The organism is Pseudomonas sp. 4CAES_32.4 (assembly GCF_058136335.1).
Genome location: NZ_CM176882.1, coordinates 726,663 through 746,228, shown reverse-complemented (window position 1 = coordinate 746,228; position 19,566 = coordinate 726,663). Strand labels below are relative to the sequence as shown.

Sequence of the window (19,566 nt, the reverse complement as noted above, 5' to 3'; positions counted from 1 at the left end):
GAATGATTCTATGCTGATATTACGTAGTGAATGTCAGGGTAGACGCACTCATGAAATCCGGCCTCCCCCGTAAACAAAAAGGCGCTGTCGCCATCGAATTCGCCTTGGTGTTCGTGATCTTTTTCGCCGTGTTTTATGGCTTGGTCAGCTACAGCTTGCCGCTGTTGTTGATGCAATCATTCAACGAGTCCACCGCCGAAGCCGTACGCCGCAGCGTGGCGCTGGATCCTGCCTCAGCGAATTATTCGACCGCCATTACCACGACCGCGCGGACCGAACTCGGCCGGCAATTGGCCTGGCTGCCCGCCGCGCTGAATTTCAATGCTGCCACTGACAGCACCATCACCTATACCGGCGGCGTGCTGACGGTGACCATCAATTACCCCACAAGCAAATTGAATCAGGCGTTGCCGTTTCTGGTGCTGCCCGGCGTCGGCACGGTACCGCGTCTGCCCGCCACACTGCGCGCCTCGTCGAGCCTGCAATTTTGAGTTCCGGTGACAAGCTGTTCGGCCGCCTGCTCAATCGACCTCTCGGCGCTTCCCCGACTCAGCAATCGGCGGTGGTGCAAAGCGTGGGTCTGCAGCTGTATCTGGACGGCGACGGTTACGTCAATCATCTGAGCGGGCCGTTACGCCATGTGTTGGCCGCGCAGCTGTCGGGGGCGCAACCCGCGCATTTGCTGACGTATTTGCTGCCGCACAGCAGCCTGAGCGTCGAAGGCCAACCGGCCGACTGGCAAGGCCAAATGCTCGACCTCGATTTTTTCAGCCAGGCCGGTCCGCCTCTGCACTTGCGCGGTTGGGTGCAGGCGCACGACGGCGGCTGGCTTCTGCAACTGCTCGACATCGGCGACTTACTCGGTGAGCGACGCCAGGCGCGCAGCCGCGAACAAGCGCAGTTGCTCGCCACGCAGATTCGCGACCAGCTGCGCCTTTGCAGCCTGGCCCGCCTGCCTGATGCGCTGGGCGAGCAACTGCAACGGCTTAGCCAGCACTTGCATATCCCGTGTCTGGCCGTGGCGCTGCTCGATGAGCAAGGCCTGGGCTGGCAGATTCATCAGCACTACACGGCATTGAATGCGCCGCGCCTGTGGCGAGAACAGCAACATCTGGGCACCGGGCTCGACAGTCTCGACGGTGCGTCGCCCCAGCGTTTGCTGGCCCGCGAGCAGCCGCGCCTGAGCGCCATTTTCGGTCTGAACGAAGGTTTTGCCGTGCCCTATCGCGATGCGCAGGGTGTGGCTGCCTGGCTGGTGTGCGCCGACTATAACGTGCAGCAACTGGCGCCTGACCTCAGTGATCATGACTGGCTTCTACTCGCCGCCGCCGTGGCCGCGCCGTTACTGGAAAGGCTGCGTGAGCATCGTCATCAGCAGCAACTGGAACGCCTGGACACCCTGCAAGCGCTGCTCGGCACCGGTTGGTGGGAAGTATTCAGCGACAGCAACCAAGTGCAACTGGCGCCGACACTGGCGCACAGTCTCGGCTTGGCGACAACGCAATTGCCGGTTCAGGACTGGCTCAATCAGGTGCATCCCGCCGACCGCGATGAGCTGCGCAGTCGCCTGCAAACTTTGCAGGATGAAGGCGCGCCTCTGGAAGTGTGCGTGCGCTGGCAAACCGCCGAGCAAACGTTGCCATTGTGGTATCGCTTGCAAGGTCAGTCTTTGGGCATCGGTGCCCAGCGTCGACTGGTGGGGTTCATGCTCGACATCAGCGACATCAAGAATCAGCAACAACAGGCCGCCGCCGCCCATGCGCGGCTGGACAATCTGATCGCCAGTTCACCGGCAGTGATCTACGTGCAGCGCTACGTGGCAGGCGCGCTGCAACCAAGTTTTTTCAGCGCCAGCCTGCAAGCGCTTTTAGGCTGGACTCTCGTCGATTGTGACGACGGTCGCCTGGTTGAACACGTGCACCCGGAAGACCGCCCGCGCTATTTCGAACGTACCCGGCAATTGCTGCGCGAAGGTTCGGTGAGCGCACGCTATCGGGTGCTCGACCGCCAAGGCAATGTGCACTGGCTGCTCGATGAGGCCAAATTGCTGCGCGACGATCTCGGCTTACCGGTGGAGGCCGTCGGTCTGTGGCTCGACGTGACGGATGCGACCCTCGCCGCCGAACAGATCAAGGTCAGTGAAGAGCGCTACCGGATTCTGGTGGAAGACTCGCCCGCGATGATTTGTCGTTACCGTCCCGACCTGACTTTGACCTTCGGCAACCGGCCACTGGCGATGTATCTCGAGTGCGCCCCCGAGCAATTGCCCGGGGTGAATCTGGGCAGTTGGATGTCGGATGAACAGCGCGAAGCTTTCGTGCAGCGCCTGGCGCAACTGACGCCGGAAATGCCTGTCAGCACCGCCGAAATCAATCTGCGTCTGCCCGGCCGTGAACACGCCTGGTGGGTCTGGTCCGATCGCGGCGTGTTCGATGAGCACGGCACGCTGGTCGAGGTACAAGCGGTGGGCCGCGACAACACCGAAGTGCGGCGCTCGCAGCAGCAACTGACGCAAAGCGCAAAAATGGCCACCCTCGGCGAAATGGCCACGGGGCTTGCCCATGAGATCAATCAACCGCTGAACGTGATGCGCATGGCCATCGTCAATGTGCTCAAGCGCTTGAGCAACGGCGATGTGCAGATCGACTACCTGACCGACAAACTCAAACGCATCGATGCGCAGGTGCAACGGGCGGCCCGAGTGGTGGATCACATGCGCGTGTTCGGGCGGCGCTCGGAAATCGAACAACATCCGTTCAATCCGCTGGAGGCGATCGAGGGCACGCTGTCGCTGCTGTCGGAAGGCTTGCGCGGCAAAGGCGTGGAATTGCGGATCAAAGAAGCGGACTTCCAGGTTCAGGTGCGCGGCTACGTCGATCAGCTCGAACAAGTTCTGATCAACCTGATGGTCAATGCCCGCGATGCGCTGCTCAGCAAACGCGAAGCCGATCGCGACTTTCAGCCGTGGATTGCGCTGCACGCCGAGTGCGACGAGCACGTGGTGCGGCTGTGGGTCGAGGACAACGGCGGCGGCATTGACCCACGTTTGCTGGAGCGGATTTTCGAGCCGTTTTTCACCACCAAACCGGTCGGTGTCGGCACCGGTCTGGGCTTGTCGGTGAGTTACGGCATCGTCGAAAACATGGGCGGACGCCTGAGCGTGCGCAACGGTGATGAGGGCGCGCGGTTCTGCATCGAACTGCCGATTGCGCTGCCCGATTAGATCGCCAGCATCGGTTGCCCGGGTGGCTTGCAACTGAGGTTAGCGCCGACATCAACCTTGTTCAGGGTGATGCCGAGGTTGGCCAGCAAGCCATCGAGTATCGGGTCAAGCACCGGGCTGAGCAGGTTGTCGATAACCACGCCGAGCGTGCTGTTGACGCCCGCCAGCACGTCCGCCGTGGTCGTGAGCAAGCCACCCAACAGGCTTGAGCCGGTGGGTTTGTAGGCCTGCACCTGAACCCCGCTCAACGTGCCTTTCAAACTGTTGACCACGCTTTGTGTGCCGAAGCTGTAGGTCATTGGCGTTTGCTTGATTTCCGGTGGCTGGTTGTAGGTGTGAATGTTTTGCATGCTCGCCACGGAGGTATCAACCTTCACCCCCAGACCGCCGCCATAAAACGGTTTGCGCGTGCTCTGATCACACGTCGCCGAGCCCAGCCCGAGCAACGGAATGGTGCAGGTGATGACGCCAACATCAATCAATGCCAGCGGCTGTACGGTGACATCGGCCGAAGAGGAGAAAGCATTGGCGGCGTCGATCTTGCCGACCTTGAGCTTGACCAATGAGGAGTTGGTCTGGGTGGTCAGGCTTTTGCTCGCATCGCTGACACAGTTGAAATCGGTGACGTGGCTGTCGGCCGCGGCGGCCTCCAGCAAGATGTCGATGCTGGAAGTGGGCAGAATCTGCAGATTGGTGCGCTGACAGGTGCCACCCAGGGCGCAGAACAACGAGTTCAGTGTGCCGGCAATGTTCAAGTGCAACAGGTTGTTGAGAGTGTCGGTCAGACCGCCCACCAAGGGCGTACTGACGATGGCGTTGGCGAGCCCGGACACGTTGCCCAGCACCGGCAGATTCAGCGAAATCAATGTGCGTACCTGCGCGGTTTTCACGTAGATGCGGTTGGCGCCCATCGGGTCAGCCTTGGCCAGCGCCGGGTTGCCGACCGCCGACAACTGCGGCGGCTGGATCACTTTGACTTTCACCGAGCCGTTGACCAGCCCGGGAATGCTCAGCGGCACGCTGGCCGTCAGGGCGTTCTGACTGTTGGCCAGTTGCACGACGGCTTCGAGCAACTGGAACACTTGCAGATTGGCATTGAGCGCGGCCGAGGTGGCGCCGGTCTGCAGTTGCAGCAATTGCCCGAGCACCACCGAGGTGTTGCCGACGATGGCTTTCAATCCGACCAGTCCACTGACCGCGACACTGGTGGTGGTGCCGCCCTTGGTCAATACGGTGATGGCGGTGTCGAGCAGTTGGTTGACCTGAATACTCTGGCTCAACACCTGCGTGTAGTTGCCGGCGTCCACGTGCAGATCGAGCGCCAGTTGGTTCAGATAGCCGAGCAGACTGATATTGGTATCGACCAGGCCTTGCCAACCGGCAACGCTGAGGTTGAGGCTGCCACCGAGCAAGCCGCCCCACAGCGCATTCAACGCCGCCGACTTGCTCGCGTCGACCGTCAGCGCGGTAGTGCCAATGGTCAGTTGCGCCAGCGGCGGCAGAATGGCCGAAGTGCCGACCGCCCTTGCGTGCAGACGTGTCGTTGGCGACACCCTGCCCGGCTGGAACAGCGCATACAGAGCGGCAGCCACACTGGTGGGTACCACGCGTGTGGCGACGACGCTGATTGCTGCTTTTTTGCTCGCATCCATCGTGAAGGCGCGCAGATTGTTTGCACCCGGCTGCACGGTGCCACAGGTGACGGTGAGGGTCGTATCCGCTGCCACGGCAAAACCGTTGCGCGCCGCACTGGCAGTGGCATAAGCCGCAGCGCTGAGGCCGGTCAGACAATCCCCGCTGCGCGAGACCGCCTCGAGCGCGGCGACATCGACCACCCGCTGCAAGCGCCGTTGTTCCATGTACAGGCGACCGCTGTCGACCACCAGCACCATGCACACCAGCGCAAGACCGAGGGTCAGCGCCGCCATCAGGCCGATCGCCCCGCGTTGCCGCGCCGGGCCGTTGAAATGCGAGCGAGGCGACATGGCGCACTCCTTTGCCGTTACCTCCATTGGTGCAGTTGAGTGTAGACGGGCTCAGTGAAGCTGCTGGCAACGCGCCAGCCATCAACACACATTTTCTGAACAACTCAAAACCTGTGGGAGCGGGCTTGCCCGCGATGGCGGACTGTCTGACACATCAATGTTGGATGTGCCGCCGTCATCGCGGGCAAGCCCGGCTCCCACAGTGACCGAGGCGTCCTCAGGATTTGTATTTCAGCGCGGTGGATAGTTGGTGAGGATGCGGGCGACCGTCTCGCGGATGGCATTGCTGCGATCTTCTGGATTCGGTTTGCTGGCGAGCATCTGCTCGTCGCTGCCGCGCCACACCAGTTTGCCGTCCTTGCCGTCGAGCAGGTCGATCTGGATGGTCGCAACCTTGTAGGTGATGTTGCGCGTTTCGTTGTACATCGGCGCGCCCCAGTAGCCATTCCACGGGCCGCCCCAACCGCCGCCGTAATTGGTCGTCACTTGCTGCTGACGATCCTCGACGATCAGGTAAGTCTGCACACTCAAATCACCCTTGGCCCCCGCCGCCGCCGGGCGCAAGCCGCGTTGATCGAGCTGATCGGTGACGGCCTGACGGATGCGTTGCTCGGTCAGGTCGCTTTTGATCCGTGGGTCATCGGGGCGATATTGCAGGGCGGGGTCTTTCCAGCTCCAGCTGCGATAAGCGGCAAAGTCGCGGCTGGCGTCGAAGTCATGATTGACCTGGTTGGCGGCGCAAGCACTGAGCAGCACGGCCATGGTCAGTAATACGAGACGGCGGAACATGGTTTTTCTCCGGTTGAAGACATGAACCTGCTAGAGCTTCTCATTTGCCGGAAGCTAACTGGGAGGATACGCCGACATGGCCTTTTCCACAGCCTCGCGAATCGCATCCGTGCCATCGATCTGATTGCCCTTGGCGCCGGTTTCAGCGCTGGCACTCCACACCGGTTGGCCGGTGCCGGCGTCGAACAGATCGACCTGCACGACCACGACCTGCTCCGAATACGTGCGCACCACCGGCACACTGTTGTACATGCCGACGCCGCGGCCATAACGATCATAGCCACCGTATCCGCCGCCGTAGTAACCGTAATCGTCCTGAACCTGACGCAAGCGGGTTTGCAGACTCAGACGAGCGCTGACCAACAGGTCGGCCGGACGATTGTCGTGCAACGGGCGCAGGCCGCGCTGATCCAGCGCATTGCTCACGGCTTCGGCGACTTGCGCTGAATCCGCCCACGCGGTGCCCGGCGGCAACTGCCCGTTGAGCCAGGCCCAACTGCGGTAACGCCCGTAATCGCGTGGCGGCGCCGGGTAGGCGCTGCGATCAAAGGTCTTGGCCGCTTGCGGCGGTGCCGGAGGCAAGGGCCGCGACTGCGCCACGTAAGGGTTGCTGCCCTGGCAGGCGGCCAACCCCAGACAGATCAGCAATAACCCGGATTGAGCTTTCATTTCGCGCTCCGATCAGATCGGCCGACAGATCCAGTGCAAGTAACGCCCAAGCCCGGCGAAGCTTGGGTGGCGACGGTGAGCGAGCTCCATCTCGAGCAAATCGACGAGTTCGGCGCGGGCCTGGAATTCCACCGGCATGTAGTCGTGAAAAACCCGAATCCCACTCTGGGTTTCGACCTGCCACAAGCCGTGGAGTTGCGTTGCCAATTCCCGAGGATCGAGGGGCTGTTGCGGGGTCAGGCTCTGCTTTTCACCGGCCATGTCGTTCTTGCGCATTTTCTTGAAATGGCCTTTGAGCAGGTTGCGGTAGATCAGCGCGTCGCGGTTGTAGAACGCCAGCGACAACCAGCCACCGGGCTTGGTCAGTTGATGCAGCACCGGCAGGATCGCGTGGGGTTCGGCGAGCCATTCGAGCACCGCGTGGCAGATCACCAGGTCGTAAGGTTCGGTGAGTTGCCCGAGCAATTCCTGCCACGGCGCCTGAATAAACGTCGCGGTCTGCCCGGCTTCGGCGAAACGCTGGCGGGCACCTTCGAGCATCGGTTCCGCCGGTTCGGTGAAGGTCACGTCGTGGCCACGTTCGGCCAGCCACAGCGACATGTGGCCGAGACCACCGCCGATGTCGAGCACCCGCAACGGGCGATCCGGCAGGGCTTCGGCAAGGTCGGCCTGCAACACCGCGAGGCGGATCGCGCCTTTGGCGCCACCGTAGATTTTTTCGGCGAAACGCGTCGCCAACTGATCGAAATGCCGGTCGCTCATCAGCTGAACCGCCGTTCGCTGTCGGCGAGCTTGGCACGCACCACTTCATTCATGTCCAACCCCAACTCGCTGCACAGCAGCAACAGGTACAGCACGATATCGCCGACTTCCTGCCCGGCGTGGGCGAGTTTGTCAGCGGGCAACTGGCGCGACTGGTCTTCGCTCAGCCACTGGAAAATTTCCACCAGCTCGGACATTTCGACGCTGGCGGCCATTGCGAGGTTTTTCGGGCTGTGAAATTGCCGCCAGTCATTGCGATCGCGAATGGCGTGCAGGCGCTCGGTCAGTTCAACAAGGTTCATCGGGTTCTCCTGAAGGCGTATAGCTTCAAGCGGATACCCGCTGAAGGCAAGGCCCATGTAGGAGCTGCCGCAGGCTGCGATCTTTTGATCTTGATCTTTGAAAAACAACATCAAAAGATCGCAGCCTGCGGCAGCTCCTACAGGTTTTACGTTCGGCGCTGCATTGGGCCATACTCGTGGCAGGGAACTCGGCCACCTGCGTTGTGGCCCAAGGCTCAGCTCTTTCATCAGGATGAACACATGCAGGTAGAAAGCTTTTTCGAATGGCTCGGACAGGCGCTCGGGTCGGTCATCCGCTTTATCGTCGATGGCCTGAGTGGGCTTTTCAATATTTTGAGCAATGCTGGCGGCAACTTCGTCGACGGGCTGGCAAAGACGCTGGGCATGGACACGTCGATCATCAGCATCATCGCGCTGATCGTCGGGTTAATGCTGTTGTGGTCGGCGATTCGGGCGTTCATGAACGCTTCGATCATTGCCGGGATCATCTGGTTGTTGCTGGGGTTGTGGTTGCTGAGCTGGATTATTCACTGAGACAAAACCTTGTAGGCCTTCGCCTGCTCGCGATAGCGGAGTGTCATTCGACGCTGTTGTGACTGGACCGACGCTATCGCGAGCAGGCGAAGGCCTACAGGGGATAGCGTTAATCGCTACAATGCCGCTCCCCCAAGGAGCCCGCATGTCCAACCTGACCGCCGACTGGCGCGACCGCCCGACTCACCGCAAGGTCTGGGCGCTGGCCGCGCCGATGATTCTTTCCAATATCTCCGTGCCGCTGGTGGCGCTGGTCGACAGCACCGTCATCGGCCATTTGCCCCACGCCCATCAATTGGGGGCGGTGGCGGTCGGCGCCAGCCTGTACACCTTTCTCGCTTGGGCCATGGGTTTTCTGCGCATGGGTACCACCGGCTTCGCTGCACAAGCCGCCGGGCGCAGCGACGGTGCGGCGTTGCGGCAAATTCTTCTGCAGGGCCTGTTGCTGGCGATGGGGCTGGCGCTGGTGCTGGGCACCCTCGGCGTACCGTTGAGCGGGATCGCGCTGCACTTCATGCAGCCGTCGGCGGAACTCGATCAGCTCACCCGCGATTTTATTCACACACGGCTGTTCGGTCTGCCGGCAGCGCTGGCCAGTTACGCATTGGTCGGCTGGTTCCTCGGCACGCAAAACGCCCGGGCGCCGCTGGCGATTCTGCTGACCACCAATTTGATCAACATCGTCCTCAACCTGTGGTTCGTCATCGGCCTGGATTGGGGCGTGGTCGGTTCAGCCCGGGCCTCGGTGATTGCCGAGTGGAGTGGTGCCCTCCTCGGCCTGCTGCTCACTCGCAAGGCTTTGCGCGCGTATCCGGGGCACATCGTCTGGGCTGCACTGAAAGTCTGGCAGAGCTGGCGACCGTTGCTGGCGGTCAACCGCGACATCTTCATTCGCAGCCTGGCGCTGCAGTCGGTATTTTTCATGATCACCGTGCAAGGCGCACGGCTGGGTGATGCGACGGTCGCCGCCAATGCGCTGCTGCTCAACGGTTTGCTTCTCACGGCCCACGCACTGGACGGACTGGCGCACGCCGTTGAAGCATTGTGTGGCCACGCCATCGGCGCCCGTGATCGGCTGGCGCTGCGCCGCTCTCTGGTGGTGGCCGGTGGCTGGTCACTGATCGCCAGCGTGGGGTTTGCCGCGCTGTTTCTGCTGGGCGGACACCTGTTCATCGAGATGCAAACGGATATCCAGAGCGTGCGCGAGACCGCGTTCATCTACCTGCCCTACCTCGCCGTGCTGCCGTTGATTGCGGTGTGGAGTTACCTGCTCGACGGCCTGTTCATCGGCGCCACCCGCGCTCGGGAAATGCGCAATGGCATGCTGCTGACCGTCGTCCTGCTGCTGCCGTTTGCCTGGGCGCTGCAAGTTTTGGGCAATCACGGCCTGTGGATAACGTTTCTGCTGTTCATGGTTTTGCGCAGCCTGACGCTCGGAGCAATGGCCTGGTGGCTCAAACGCAACGATGGCTGGTTCAGCGGCGGCGCTCACTGACCGGGCGTGTGCTTGATGAACCCGACGACTTGCTCAAGCACCGGCGCCAACCGGCGCAATGGTCGCGACAGCGTCGCCACCAAAGTGATGTGGCTAGGTCGCGAGTAATACAGATCCTGCACCGGCACCCCGGCTTCGCGCAGCTTGCTGGCGAGGCCGCCGGTATTGCGTGTCGGGTTGACCAGATCATCCTCGGTCGCGGCGATCAGCAACGCAGGCGGTGCGCCGCGAGTGACATGATGGATCGGCTGCGATTGCGGTGGTGAGTCGGGCCAGAAAAACACCGGACGCACATCGGGGTTTTCGATTGGCAGGAAGTCGTAAGGCCCGGCCAATCCGATCCAGCCACTCAAATCCTGGGGCGACATCCCCACCGGCACGAGCCATCGCGCGTCCAGCGCCAGCATGGCCGCGTTGTAGGCGCCAGAACTGTGGCCCATCAGATACAGGCGCTGCGGGTTGCCGGAAAACTGGCGAATGTGCGCCCGGGTCCACGCCACTGCCTGCGCGCCGTCCTCCAGAAACAATGGATAACGCACCTGCGGATACAGCCGATAATCGGCAATCACCGCGACAATGCCCTGCGACGCGAGGGCCTCGCCGACGAAGGTGTAATCCTCGCGCTGGCCACTGTTCCAGCTGCCACCGTAAAAGAACACCACCACCGGCGCGTCTGCGAGCGGATGCCGGGGGACATACACGTCCAGCTTCTGCCGCGGATCTTCACCATAGGCAATGCCCGCGGTCCGGGTGAAAGACGCCTCCGGGGTCAGGGCGTTGAGCAGCTTCACCGGCGAACAACCGCCAAGTGCCAGCAACACCAGTGCGCTGATCATTGCGCCGAACCATGCTCGGTAGGTACGTGCCATATCCGTCCTGTCTTAGTGATGATCCTGCTGCCAGTGTCGACGCAGATGCTCGAGTCGCTCGTGCTGAGTCAGCCCTTCCGGCAGCGGCGGCAACACCTCCCGCGGATGCTGCAAGCGTAGCCATAGCCAGTCATCGAGCACGCTGCGATCAGTGAATCCCAGCACCAGACCCTGCTGGACGTGCCGCCATAGCAGTGGATAAGCGACGTTGAGCGATTGACTCCAGCGGTAGGCATGTTGTTCCAGCAGACAGCTTTGCAGGCGTTCGCGCTGCCGACGACTGAGGGATTCTTCAATGCCCAGCGGGGCAACGGCCAAGCGTGGATTGCGCAGCTGCTGCCAGCCTTCACTGCCGATCGCACGGTCCGCCCAGGTGCCGCCAAACCACTGCAGTTGCTGGATAGGCCCGAGCCAGCGGCTCAGTTCGCGGGCATCGCAGGCATCGAAAAAATAGCTGGCGGTCTGGCGGTTGTAGTAACTCAGCAACGCGCGGTGGCTGAGGCCGAAGGAAACCGTGAGCATGCGGCGCAAATGCGCGAGCAGTTCATCCGCCGGCGCCGGACTTTGCAGCAACAGACCGCGCCAGGTCTGCGGATCGCGCTGACACAGCGCGATCAACGCCGGGCAACCTTGCAGCCTGATCAACAGCGGCCCGAGCTCACGCGACGACTGAAACTCGGTAGCGTCAAACAGCCAGAACCATTGCACGCCGGAGAATCCCTGACGCAGCGTACGCATGGCCAGAGAGGTCTCCACGCTGTCGAGCAGCAGCCACTGCGCAGGGGCATCGCGCCCCGGGCCGCTCATCGTCCGCCACTCTGTTCAAGGGCGGTGACCAATCGGCAGGTGCACACCGTTTGCGCACAGTGAGCAAAACTGCCGCCCCCGGGTATCAGGCATAACAGCAGCAACGGTTCGGCCGATTGCAACAGGCGCTGCGTGCCCTCATTCAGCGGCATCGGTGTTGCCGGCAACGGCAGCGCCTCCTCGGGGTCGGCCACGGCGGCGGGACGTTGCAGGACGCCACTGATGACTGGCTGATCCGGATCCCCTTCAAGGAAACTCACCACCACTTCGACACCTTCGCCCAGTGTCGCGATCGGCGTATCCGCCAGTGCCGGCGTCAACGCCAGCCAGCAATGGCTGGGGGCGGCGCCTTCGCCTTGGTACAGCCAGTCGAATTGCACGGCGACCGGACGCGAGCGATCCGGGCGCGGCTCGTCGACCGCTACAACCCAGGCCCGTTGCAGACTGTGCATGCGTCGCCTTGGTGGCGCATCCACCACCCACTCCGAAGCTTGTTCAAGCGCAAAGATACGGTTGCTGTACGCAGGCTCCTGAAGTTGATCGGCATGATGTTCGACTCGGGTCAGCAACCAGCGCCGATTGCACTCGGCGAAAGGGTGACCGGTCAGGGGCAGCCATTGACCACTGCGCAGCCGCGCCAGATCGGTCTGACCTTCAGCGGTCCGCAGCGTTTGCGTCGTCTCGGCGTTCGCTACGTTGGCTTGTAATTGCCATTGCCGAACAGCCGGCACGGCGTCTTCATCAGCCATGGCAAACCGTGCCACTGCCGTCTTCGGCAAACCGGCAGGGTCATCGCCAAACACCAGGCAATGACCATCGCGACGGTGTTCGAAGTGATAGTGGATATGCGCCTGCACGCACAAGCGCTGGAGAAACTGCAGATCCGATTCCTGGTACTGAGTGCAAAAGGTCCGGGGCAGGTGTTCGGCGCAACCGTCGAAGCGGCGTTGGCCAGCGATGATGCCGTGCTCCTTGAGCACCTGCTCAAGGATCTGCACCACGGTTCGACCGCTGAAGATGCGTTGACTGAAGCGCAACGCCAGACAGCTCAGTCGGGGCCCGAGCTGCACCCGGCACAACCGCGAGCCGCTGCCATGTTCATACTGGATCAGGCTCTGCAACTGGCCGTGCACCCCCTCTTGCGAGGCGCCAAAACACAGGAACGCCGATCGGTACAACAAGCTGGCAAGGTCCAGTTGCGGATCTTCGATCACGACATCGATTTCAAACGCGAACGGTTCGCTCAGAGCCTCGTTACCGGTAAAGGCCAGGACTTCGAAGGGGTCGGGCAGACCCGCTACATCGAGACGAAACGACGACTCGTTGGTGGGATCGAACATTGGCGGAATCTCTACAGGAGGGGCGGTCGGGGATTCTCGCCGAGAGCCATGGCTGAGTAGAGAGCGCAACTACAACTTAGGAAATGACCTACGCGAAAAGCAGACCGAATGACTTTGCTGGCCAGGGGCGACCAGTATTTCGCGTGGATTTTGGGAAGGATCCCACCGAGTCATCCGAAATTTCCGCAGCTTGCGGGAAAATTTCAGACAACCCGATGGGCAGGCATCCTGATGTCAGGAAGACAGGTAGGAGGAACGGGTCAGGCCCAGACGCAAGGCATCGAGGAACTGCGTGCGCTCGCTGGCACTGATGCGGGCACTGGCGCACTTGTCGCGGTAGTGGGTCATCAGTTCTTCCGGCGACAAGTGCACGTAACGCAGCATGTCTTCGATGGTGTCGTGGGTCTCGATGCCAGCGTGGTACACACTGCCATCGGCGTTCTGGTAGATGTTCACCGAGTCAGTGTCACCGAACAGGTTGTGCATGTCGCCGAGGATTTCCTGATAGGCGCCGACCAGAAACACGCCCAGCAGATAATCTTCGCCTTCATTCAAACCGTGTACCGGCAGGCTGGTTTCGATGCTCTGCTCGTCGACGTACTGGTTGATCTTGCCATCGGAGTCGCAGGTCAGATCCTGCAGCACCGCGCGGCGCAGCGGCTCTTCGTCGAGACGATGCAGCGGGATGATCGGCAGGACCTGATCGATCGCCCAGGTGTCCGGCAGGCTCTGGAACACCGAGAAGTTGCAGATGTACTTGTCGGCCAGTTTGTCGTTGAGCTCGTCGAGCACCTGACGATGCGAACGCTGACGCGCTTTCAGCGAGTTGTGCAGACGACGGCACACGGCGAAATAGCATTGCTCGGCCAAGGCCTTTTCGGCCAGGGTCAGCTTGCCGTCGGCGTACTGTGCAGCGACGTCGCTCATGTAGTGGGTGGCGCGCCAGTAGGTTTCGGTGACCATTTCGATGTCGGTCGGACCGAGCAGGTCGACCAGCCACTGCACGGTTTCCGGCAGCGCTTCTTTATTCTCGATCTGCGGGATTTCGTCGTTGTGCTTCTCGACGTCAGTCACCTGCACCACCAGCATGGCGTGGTGCGCGGTCAGCGAGCGGCCGCTTTCGGAGAAGATGTGCGGATGCGGCAGGCTCTGCGCGTCGCAGAATTCCTTGAGCATGCCGACCACGACACCGGCGTAATCGTCCATGTCGTAGTTGATCGAGCTGGCGTTGCGCGAGTGCGTGCCGTCGTAATCGACACCCAGACCGCCGCCAACATCGATGTGATCGACCGGCAGACCGAGGTTGCGCAGCTCGCCGTAGTAACGAATGGCTTCTTTGAAACCGTGCTGATAGTCAGCAAGGTTGGCAATCTGCGAACCCATGTGGAAGTGCAGCAGACGAATGCCCTGATCCAGACCGGCCGCGCGGAAGCGCTCGACCACCGACAGCAACTGCGCCGCCGACAGACCGAATTTGGATTTCTCGCCACCGGTGTCCGCCCACTTCGACGAGGCCAGCGACGACAGACGCACGCGCAGGCCGACCTGTGGCTTGACCTTGAGCGAGGCGGCTTCTTCGATCACCAGAGCGACTTCGGATTCTTTCTCGATCACGATGAACACATTGTGGCCGAGCTTCTGGCCCATCAGCGCCAGACGGATGAACTCGCGGTCCTTGTAACCGTTGCAGACGATGGTGCCGCCCTTCGGCGCCAGCGCCAGCACGGCCAGCAGCTCAGGCTTGGAGCCGGCTTCCAGACCGATGGAGACGTCCTGTGTGGCGATGATGTTTTCGATCACCGCTTCTTGCTGGTTAACCTTGATCGGGTACAGCGCGGTGTATTTGCTCTGGTATTCCAGGCGCTCGATGTTGGCATCGAAGGCACCGGTCAACTGGCGAACGCGGTCTTGCAGGATGTCAGGGAAACGAACCAGCAACGGCAAGGACAAACCGCTTTTGCGCAGTTGGTCGACTTGCTCGAACAGGTCGATAGGCGAGCTGCTCGGGCCGTTCGGACGAACTTCGACGCGACCGGCTTCATTGATCGCGAAATACCCGGCCCCCCAATGGCGAATCCCGTAAACACTGCGGCTGTCCGCAACTGTCCATTGGCTGCCATCGTCTTTGCGTGTGCGTCGTACGGACATCGAAGTCCCCTATAAAGAAGTCATAGTGCGTCGCCTGATCTCAGGCCGGCGCAGTCTAAAGAATGAAAATGACGGTTCGTCAGCGCGGCGGTAGACCGCGCTGACCGCGTGGAGTTTAGAAACCGGTCATGAACAGGCTCTGTGAAAACCATGGAGACGACGCCGGATCTGCAGTGTTACAGAGCCGGATCAAGCCGCAGATGGATTTCACAGAGGCTGCTAGCCGCCGGACTTCTTCGCTTTGAAACCGTGCTTGATCAGCTCAGCCAAGAGTAGCTCGACATGATCGCCCTGGATTTCGATGATGCCGTCTTTCAACGCCCCGCCAGTGCCGCAACGTTTCTTCAACGTCGTCGCCAACTCTTTGAGCGCATCTTCGGCCAGTGGCACGCCGGTGATGGTGGTCACCGTCTTGCCGCCACGGCCCTTGCTCTCGCGACGCACGCGGGCGATGCCGTCGCCGGCCGGGATCACGGTTTGTTTGCAGATACAGGCGTCCACCGGCTTACTGCATTCCGGGCAATGACGACCTGCGTCGGTGGAAAATACCAGGCCACCAAGGGCGGCGAAGGATGCGGCTTTTTTGGCCACCGGCAATCCTCTTGGGAGGACAAAGACTGATCGCAACCTTGGGCAAGGTCAGCGACCGCGAAGCCCCACTCAGGCAGGGGCAGCGCTACTGCGCCGGAATTTGGCGACGAGACTGCTGAACTGTAGGAGCTGCCGAAGGCTGCGATCTTTTGATCCTGCTCTTGAAAAACAAGATCAAAAGATCGCAGCCTTCGGCAGCTCCTACGGTGGGTCAGCAGGCCAACCTCAAACTATTCGGCACAGCTTGAAAAGGTCGCGCAGTGTAACGGCAAAAATCCCGATTGCTAAGTGCCAATCAGCGCCAATTTATGTGTTCTTTGCGACGTCGCTTTGCTGCGCCTTGAGATAGCGCTTGAGCGCGGCCAGAGAGTCCGGGCAATAAGGCTTTTGCGCAATTTCCCGCATGACCTGCTCGACCGGAATGAACCGCGCCTCCAGCACCTCTTCCGGCTGCAGTTTCAGTGGGCCGTCCCACACTGCGGAAAACGCCGAACACCACAGTCGGTTGCCGGTGTCTTCGAAGTAGAAATGGTCGTGGGCAGTCAACTCGACGCCGCTGACACCCAGCTCTTCTTCCAGCTCACGGGCCGCCGACTCGGCGTAGCTTTCGTCGGCCTGCACCATACCGCCCGCCGCGACGTCCCAGTAACCGGGATAAATCGCCTTGCTCAAGGTGCGCCGATGCACGCAGAGGTCACCGGCGGAATTGAACAGCATGATGTAGGTGCCGCGTCCGATCAGCCCGCGCTCGCGCAGATCGGCACGCACAAGAGCACCGAGCAGGTTGTCCTGTTCGTCGACCCAAGCGATCTGTTCAGCATCGGAGGCGGCGCGATGGGCCGCCTCTTTGGCGTTCTGACTCATGAATCAGCCCTGATTGAGCAGTTGACGCAAATCGATCACAGCAGCGTTGGCTCGGGAAATATAATTGGCCATGACCAGCGAGTGGTTGGCCAGCACGCCGAAGCCGCTGCCGTTAAGAATCATAGGACTCCAGACCGGTTCCTGCGAGGCTTCCAGTTCGCGGATGATCTGACGCACGCTGACCGTGGCGTTCTTCTTCGCCAGTACGTCGGCGAAGTCGACTTCGATGGCGCGCAGCAGATGCGACAGCGCCCAGGCCTGACCGCGTGCTTCGTAGAACACGTTGTCGATCTGCATCCACGGAGTCTCGACGACTTCTTCGTCAACCTGCGGCACTTCGCCGATGGCCGGGACTTCGGTTTTCAGTGCAGTGTTGAGTTTGACCCGGCCAACACTGGCCGACAAACGTTGCGACAGCGAACCGAGACGGGTGCCAACATCGCCGAGCCAGTTGTTCAGGTTGTCGGCGCGGGCATAGAACAGCGCGTTCTTTTGAGTAGGGTCGGACAGACGCGCCTGATAGCGGCTCAGGGAATTGATGCCTTCCTGGTACTCCGACTCACTGGACGGCAGGATCCAGCTCTTGTTGTCGAAGTTGAAACGCGGTTCGGCTTTGGCCAGATCGGCATCTTCCGCCGACTGCGACTGCGAACGGGCGAAGTCTTTGCGCAAGGCGCGGGTCAGGTCACGCACCTGCACCAGCACGCCGTATTCCCAGCTCGGCGTGTTGTCCATCCACAGGCCTGGCGGGAAGCGGTCGTTGGAAATGTAGCCGCCCGGCTTGTTGAGCAGCGTGCCGGCAACGGTCTTCAGGGTTTCGACCGTGGTGTAGCCAATCACCATCTGCTTGCCTTCTTTCTCGGCAGCCACTTGCGCGTTTTGTGCGACCGGAAACAGCGCCGGCTCCTGGCTCCAGTACCAGCCAAGGCCGATGGTCACCAGCAGATAGAGGCCGATCAGCGTGGCCAAAGCACGGCTGAACAGCACTCCGCCAACATAGCTGCGGGTGGCCGACTTGGGTTCAGCGGCACGTTCAGGCGCGCTGCCCGCGCGGTTTTTCCAGTCCAGCATGGCGATATCCTTTCAATCACTTGGGTTCAACGGTTCGACCACAACCATACAACAACGTGCCAAGGCCGGGCACCCGCGAGTAAAGATAAGCCGCAAATCGTATGGGCGAATGACGCTTCGCATTGAGCTCAGGGTTTCCCTGATGCCGACGCGCTTGCCGATCCGGGCAAGACATTGAAAACACTCGAAAAGCTCATCCAGCACGCAGGTGAAAGCCGAGGCAAAAAAACTGTTAGAAATCCACCCTCCTTACTTAAAACCCCCGCTGCACCGGGACTTCACCGACGAACAGGTCGAAAACAAAACCGCTCGGTCAGAAACTGAATTGTGTCGCACTGCAGATTATTGACGTACGACATTCGTGTAAGGGAAAAGAGGTGCTAGCATAGAGCCACCAGTCGATCTCAGCATGCAGCCTAACTAGTAGTCAGGATATGACCGAGCCAGAAGACCCCAGCCGTGAGCGTCTCAAGCACCACTTTGCCCAGCGGGTAATTCATCAGGCACGTCAGATTCTTGAGATATGGCAGCGCCTGCAACGCAGTGAGTGGTCCACCGTCGATCTCGCCGAACTGAGCGAGGCCAACTTGCGCCTGCTGCGTTTCGCCGAGCGTTTCGAACAGCCGGAACACACGCAACTCGCGCGGCACATCGGTCAGTCGCTGGAAGCGGTGGACGCCAATCGCGGCCGCCTCAGCAGCGGGCTGATCACCGACCTCAATCGTTTGATGCAGCGTCTGTCGCGCACCGGTCTGCGCCATGGCGATCAACTCGATCAGACCTTCCTGCCGCCGCTGCGCAAACCGATTTACGTGATGTTGCAGGATCACGACCGTGCCGAGCGGCTGGCCAAGCAGCTGGAATTCTTCGGGTTGAGCGCGCAGGCGCTGGACAGTGTTTCAGCATTTCGTTCGTCGATGGTCGAGCGCCTGCCTGCGGCGATCGTCATGGACGTGGATTTCAGCGGCGCCGGCATCGGCCTGAAGCTCGCCGCCGAAGCCCAGGTCGGCCTGGACGAACCGCTGCCGCTGCTGTTTTTCAGCCTGCATGAAACCGACACCCCGACCCGTCTCGCCGCCGTGCGCGCCGGTGGTCAGGAATTTCTCACCGGCACCCTCGAAGCGTCGAGCCTGCTGGAGAAGATCGAAGTCCTCACCTGCGTCGCCCAGTACGAACCTTATAAAGTGCTGATCATCGACGACTCGCGTGCGCAGGCCTTGCACACCGAACGCCTGCTCAACAGCGCCGGCATCGTCACCCGCACCTTGATCGAACCGATTCAGGCGATGGCCGAACTGGCGGATTTCCAGCCCGACCTGATCATCCTCGACATGTACATGCCGGCCTGCACCGGCACAGAACTGGCCAAGGTGATTCGCCACAACGACCGTTATGTCAGCGTGCCGATCATCTATCTGTCGGCAGAGGACGATCTGGACAAGCAGCTCGACGCGATGAGCGAGGGCGGCGATGACTTTCTGACCAAGCCGATCAAGCCGCGCCACCTGATCACCACCGTGCGCAACCGCGCCGCCCGCGCACGTAATCTGAAAGCTCGGATGGTCCGCGACAGCCTCACCGGTTTGTATAACCACACGCACATTCTGCAACTGCTCGAAGACTGCTCGTTCCGTGCGCGCCGCGAGAACAAGCCGCTGAGTTTTGCGATGCTCGACATCGACCACTTCAAACGGGTCAACGACAGCCACGGCCACCCGATGGGCGACCGGGTGATCAAGAGCCTGGCGCTGTTTCTCAAACAGCGTCTGCGCAAGACCGATTTCATTGGCCGATATGGCGGCGAAGAGTTCGCCATCGTCATGCCTGACACGGATATAGAAGCCGCGCACAAAGTCCTCGATGAAATCCGCCAGCGCTTCGCCGAAATTCATTACCCGGCGCAGCCACAGGATTTGTGGTGCACCTTCAGTGCCGGCGTGGTGGAAATGCACGACGACTGCGACAGCCTGATGATGGCCAGTCAGGCCGACGAGGCGCTGTACCGTGCCAAGGGCGCCGGACGTAATCGCGTGCAGTCGGCGCGGGAATCAAAGCAAAGTGCCACTTTTTCATCGGAATCCACTGATTCGGTCATAACCCTGTAACAGAACCGCAAT

General features: G+C 61.0%; 17 protein-coding genes. 5 read left to right on the top strand and 12 right to left on the bottom strand.

The window, feature by feature from the left end; genetic code table 11:
• Positions 1-50 precede the first annotated feature (50 nt).
• Complete coding sequence (locus AC3Y64_RS03250) at positions 51-491, top strand: TadE/TadG family type IV pilus assembly protein (RefSeq protein ID WP_158959747.1); 441 nt, start codon at positions 51-53, stop codon at positions 489-491.
• Positions 488-3,223, top strand: coding sequence for a PAS domain-containing sensor histidine kinase (locus AC3Y64_RS03245; protein WP_489986426.1), 2,736 nt, complete (start codon positions 488-490; stop codon positions 3,221-3,223). Before AC3Y64_RS03250 ends, AC3Y64_RS03245 begins: the two co-directional genes overlap by 4 nt.
• On the opposite strand, the gene AC3Y64_RS03240 is transcribed toward AC3Y64_RS03245, so the two are convergent.
• From AC3Y64_RS03240 to AC3Y64_RS03220, 5 genes are all read right to left on the bottom strand, one after another.
• A complete protein-coding gene (locus tag AC3Y64_RS03240) occupies positions 3,220-5,208 on the bottom strand; it encodes a pilus assembly protein TadG-related protein (RefSeq protein WP_489986425.1) in 1,989 nt (662 codons plus the stop codon). The two genes, AC3Y64_RS03245 and AC3Y64_RS03240, sit on opposite strands and share 4 nt — an antisense overlap.
• Positions 5,209-5,439: 231 nt before the next feature.
• The gene (locus tag AC3Y64_RS03235; protein ID WP_158959750.1) at positions 5,440-5,997 is read right to left on the bottom strand and encodes a DUF4136 domain-containing protein; all 558 of its coding nucleotides are present in this window, start codon (positions 5,995-5,997) and stop codon (positions 5,440-5,442) included.
• A 54-nt stretch (positions 5,998-6,051) separates the two neighbouring features.
• Positions 6,052-6,666 (bottom strand): DUF4136 domain-containing protein, encoded by a 615-nt coding sequence (locus tag AC3Y64_RS03230; protein ID WP_489986424.1) that lies wholly within the window; start codon positions 6,664-6,666, stop codon positions 6,052-6,054.
• 12 nt (positions 6,667-6,678) lie between these two features.
• Positions 6,679-7,428, bottom strand: coding sequence for a methyltransferase (locus AC3Y64_RS03225; RefSeq protein WP_489986423.1), 750 nt, complete (start codon positions 7,426-7,428; stop codon positions 6,679-6,681).
• Positions 7,428-7,730, bottom strand: a complete 303-nt coding sequence (locus AC3Y64_RS03220) for a MazG-like family protein (RefSeq protein ID WP_053116915.1) — start codon at positions 7,728-7,730, stop codon at positions 7,428-7,430. The genes AC3Y64_RS03225 and AC3Y64_RS03220 overlap by 1 nt, the downstream gene beginning before the upstream one ends.
• A 240-nt stretch (positions 7,731-7,970) precedes the next feature.
• Between AC3Y64_RS03220 and AC3Y64_RS03215 the strand changes: the two genes are divergently transcribed.
• Positions 7,971-8,264 (top strand): hypothetical protein, encoded by a 294-nt coding sequence (locus tag AC3Y64_RS03215; RefSeq protein ID WP_007914623.1) that lies wholly within the window; start codon positions 7,971-7,973, stop codon positions 8,262-8,264.
• 145 nt (positions 8,265-8,409) lie between these two features.
• The gene (locus AC3Y64_RS03210; protein WP_489986422.1) at positions 8,410-9,759 is read left to right on the top strand and encodes an MATE family efflux transporter; all 1,350 of its coding nucleotides are present in this window, start codon (positions 8,410-8,412) and stop codon (positions 9,757-9,759) included.
• On the opposite strand, the gene AC3Y64_RS03205 is transcribed toward AC3Y64_RS03210, so the two are convergent.
• The 7 genes from AC3Y64_RS03205 to AC3Y64_RS03175 form a co-directional block, all read right to left on the bottom strand.
• Positions 9,753-10,628 carry an alpha/beta hydrolase gene (locus AC3Y64_RS03205; RefSeq protein WP_489986421.1) on the bottom strand — a complete coding sequence of 292 codons (876 nt, stop codon included), beginning with the start codon at positions 10,626-10,628 and terminating at the stop codon, positions 9,753-9,755. The two genes, AC3Y64_RS03210 and AC3Y64_RS03205, sit on opposite strands and share 7 nt — an antisense overlap.
• Positions 10,629-10,640: 12 nt before the next feature.
• A complete protein-coding gene (locus tag AC3Y64_RS03200) occupies positions 10,641-11,435 on the bottom strand; it encodes a DUF4123 domain-containing protein (RefSeq protein ID WP_489986420.1) in 795 nt (264 codons plus the stop codon).
• Positions 11,432-12,775 carry a contractile injection system protein, VgrG/Pvc8 family gene (locus AC3Y64_RS03195; RefSeq protein ID WP_489986419.1) on the bottom strand — a complete coding sequence of 448 codons (1,344 nt, stop codon included), beginning with the start codon at positions 12,773-12,775 and terminating at the stop codon, positions 11,432-11,434. Before AC3Y64_RS03195 ends, AC3Y64_RS03200 begins: the two co-directional genes overlap by 4 nt.
• 234 nt (positions 12,776-13,009) lie before the next feature.
• Entirely contained in the window at positions 13,010-14,923 is a 1,914-nt protein-coding gene (speA, locus tag AC3Y64_RS03190) for an arginine decarboxylase (protein ID WP_489986418.1), read from the bottom strand.
• Between the two features lie 219 nt (positions 14,924-15,142).
• Positions 15,143-15,514, bottom strand: coding sequence for a translation initiation factor Sui1 (locus AC3Y64_RS03185; RefSeq protein ID WP_007914613.1), 372 nt, complete (start codon positions 15,512-15,514; stop codon positions 15,143-15,145).
• 306 nt (positions 15,515-15,820) lie between these two features.
• A complete protein-coding gene (locus tag AC3Y64_RS03180; protein WP_489986417.1) occupies positions 15,821-16,378 on the bottom strand; it encodes an NUDIX hydrolase in 558 nt (185 codons plus the stop codon).
• Between the two features lie 3 nt (positions 16,379-16,381).
• Positions 16,382-17,449 (bottom strand): DUF2333 family protein, encoded by a 1,068-nt coding sequence (locus AC3Y64_RS03175; protein WP_064388778.1) that lies wholly within the window; start codon positions 17,447-17,449, stop codon positions 16,382-16,384.
• Positions 17,450-17,883: 434 nt separating this feature from the next.
• On the opposite strand from AC3Y64_RS03175, the gene gcbA reads away from it, so the two are divergent.
• The gene (gene gcbA / locus AC3Y64_RS03170) at positions 17,884-19,554 is read left to right on the top strand and encodes a diguanylate cyclase GcbA (protein ID WP_489986416.1); all 1,671 of its coding nucleotides are present in this window, start codon (positions 17,884-17,886) and stop codon (positions 19,552-19,554) included.
• Positions 19,555-19,566 lie beyond the last annotated feature (12 nt).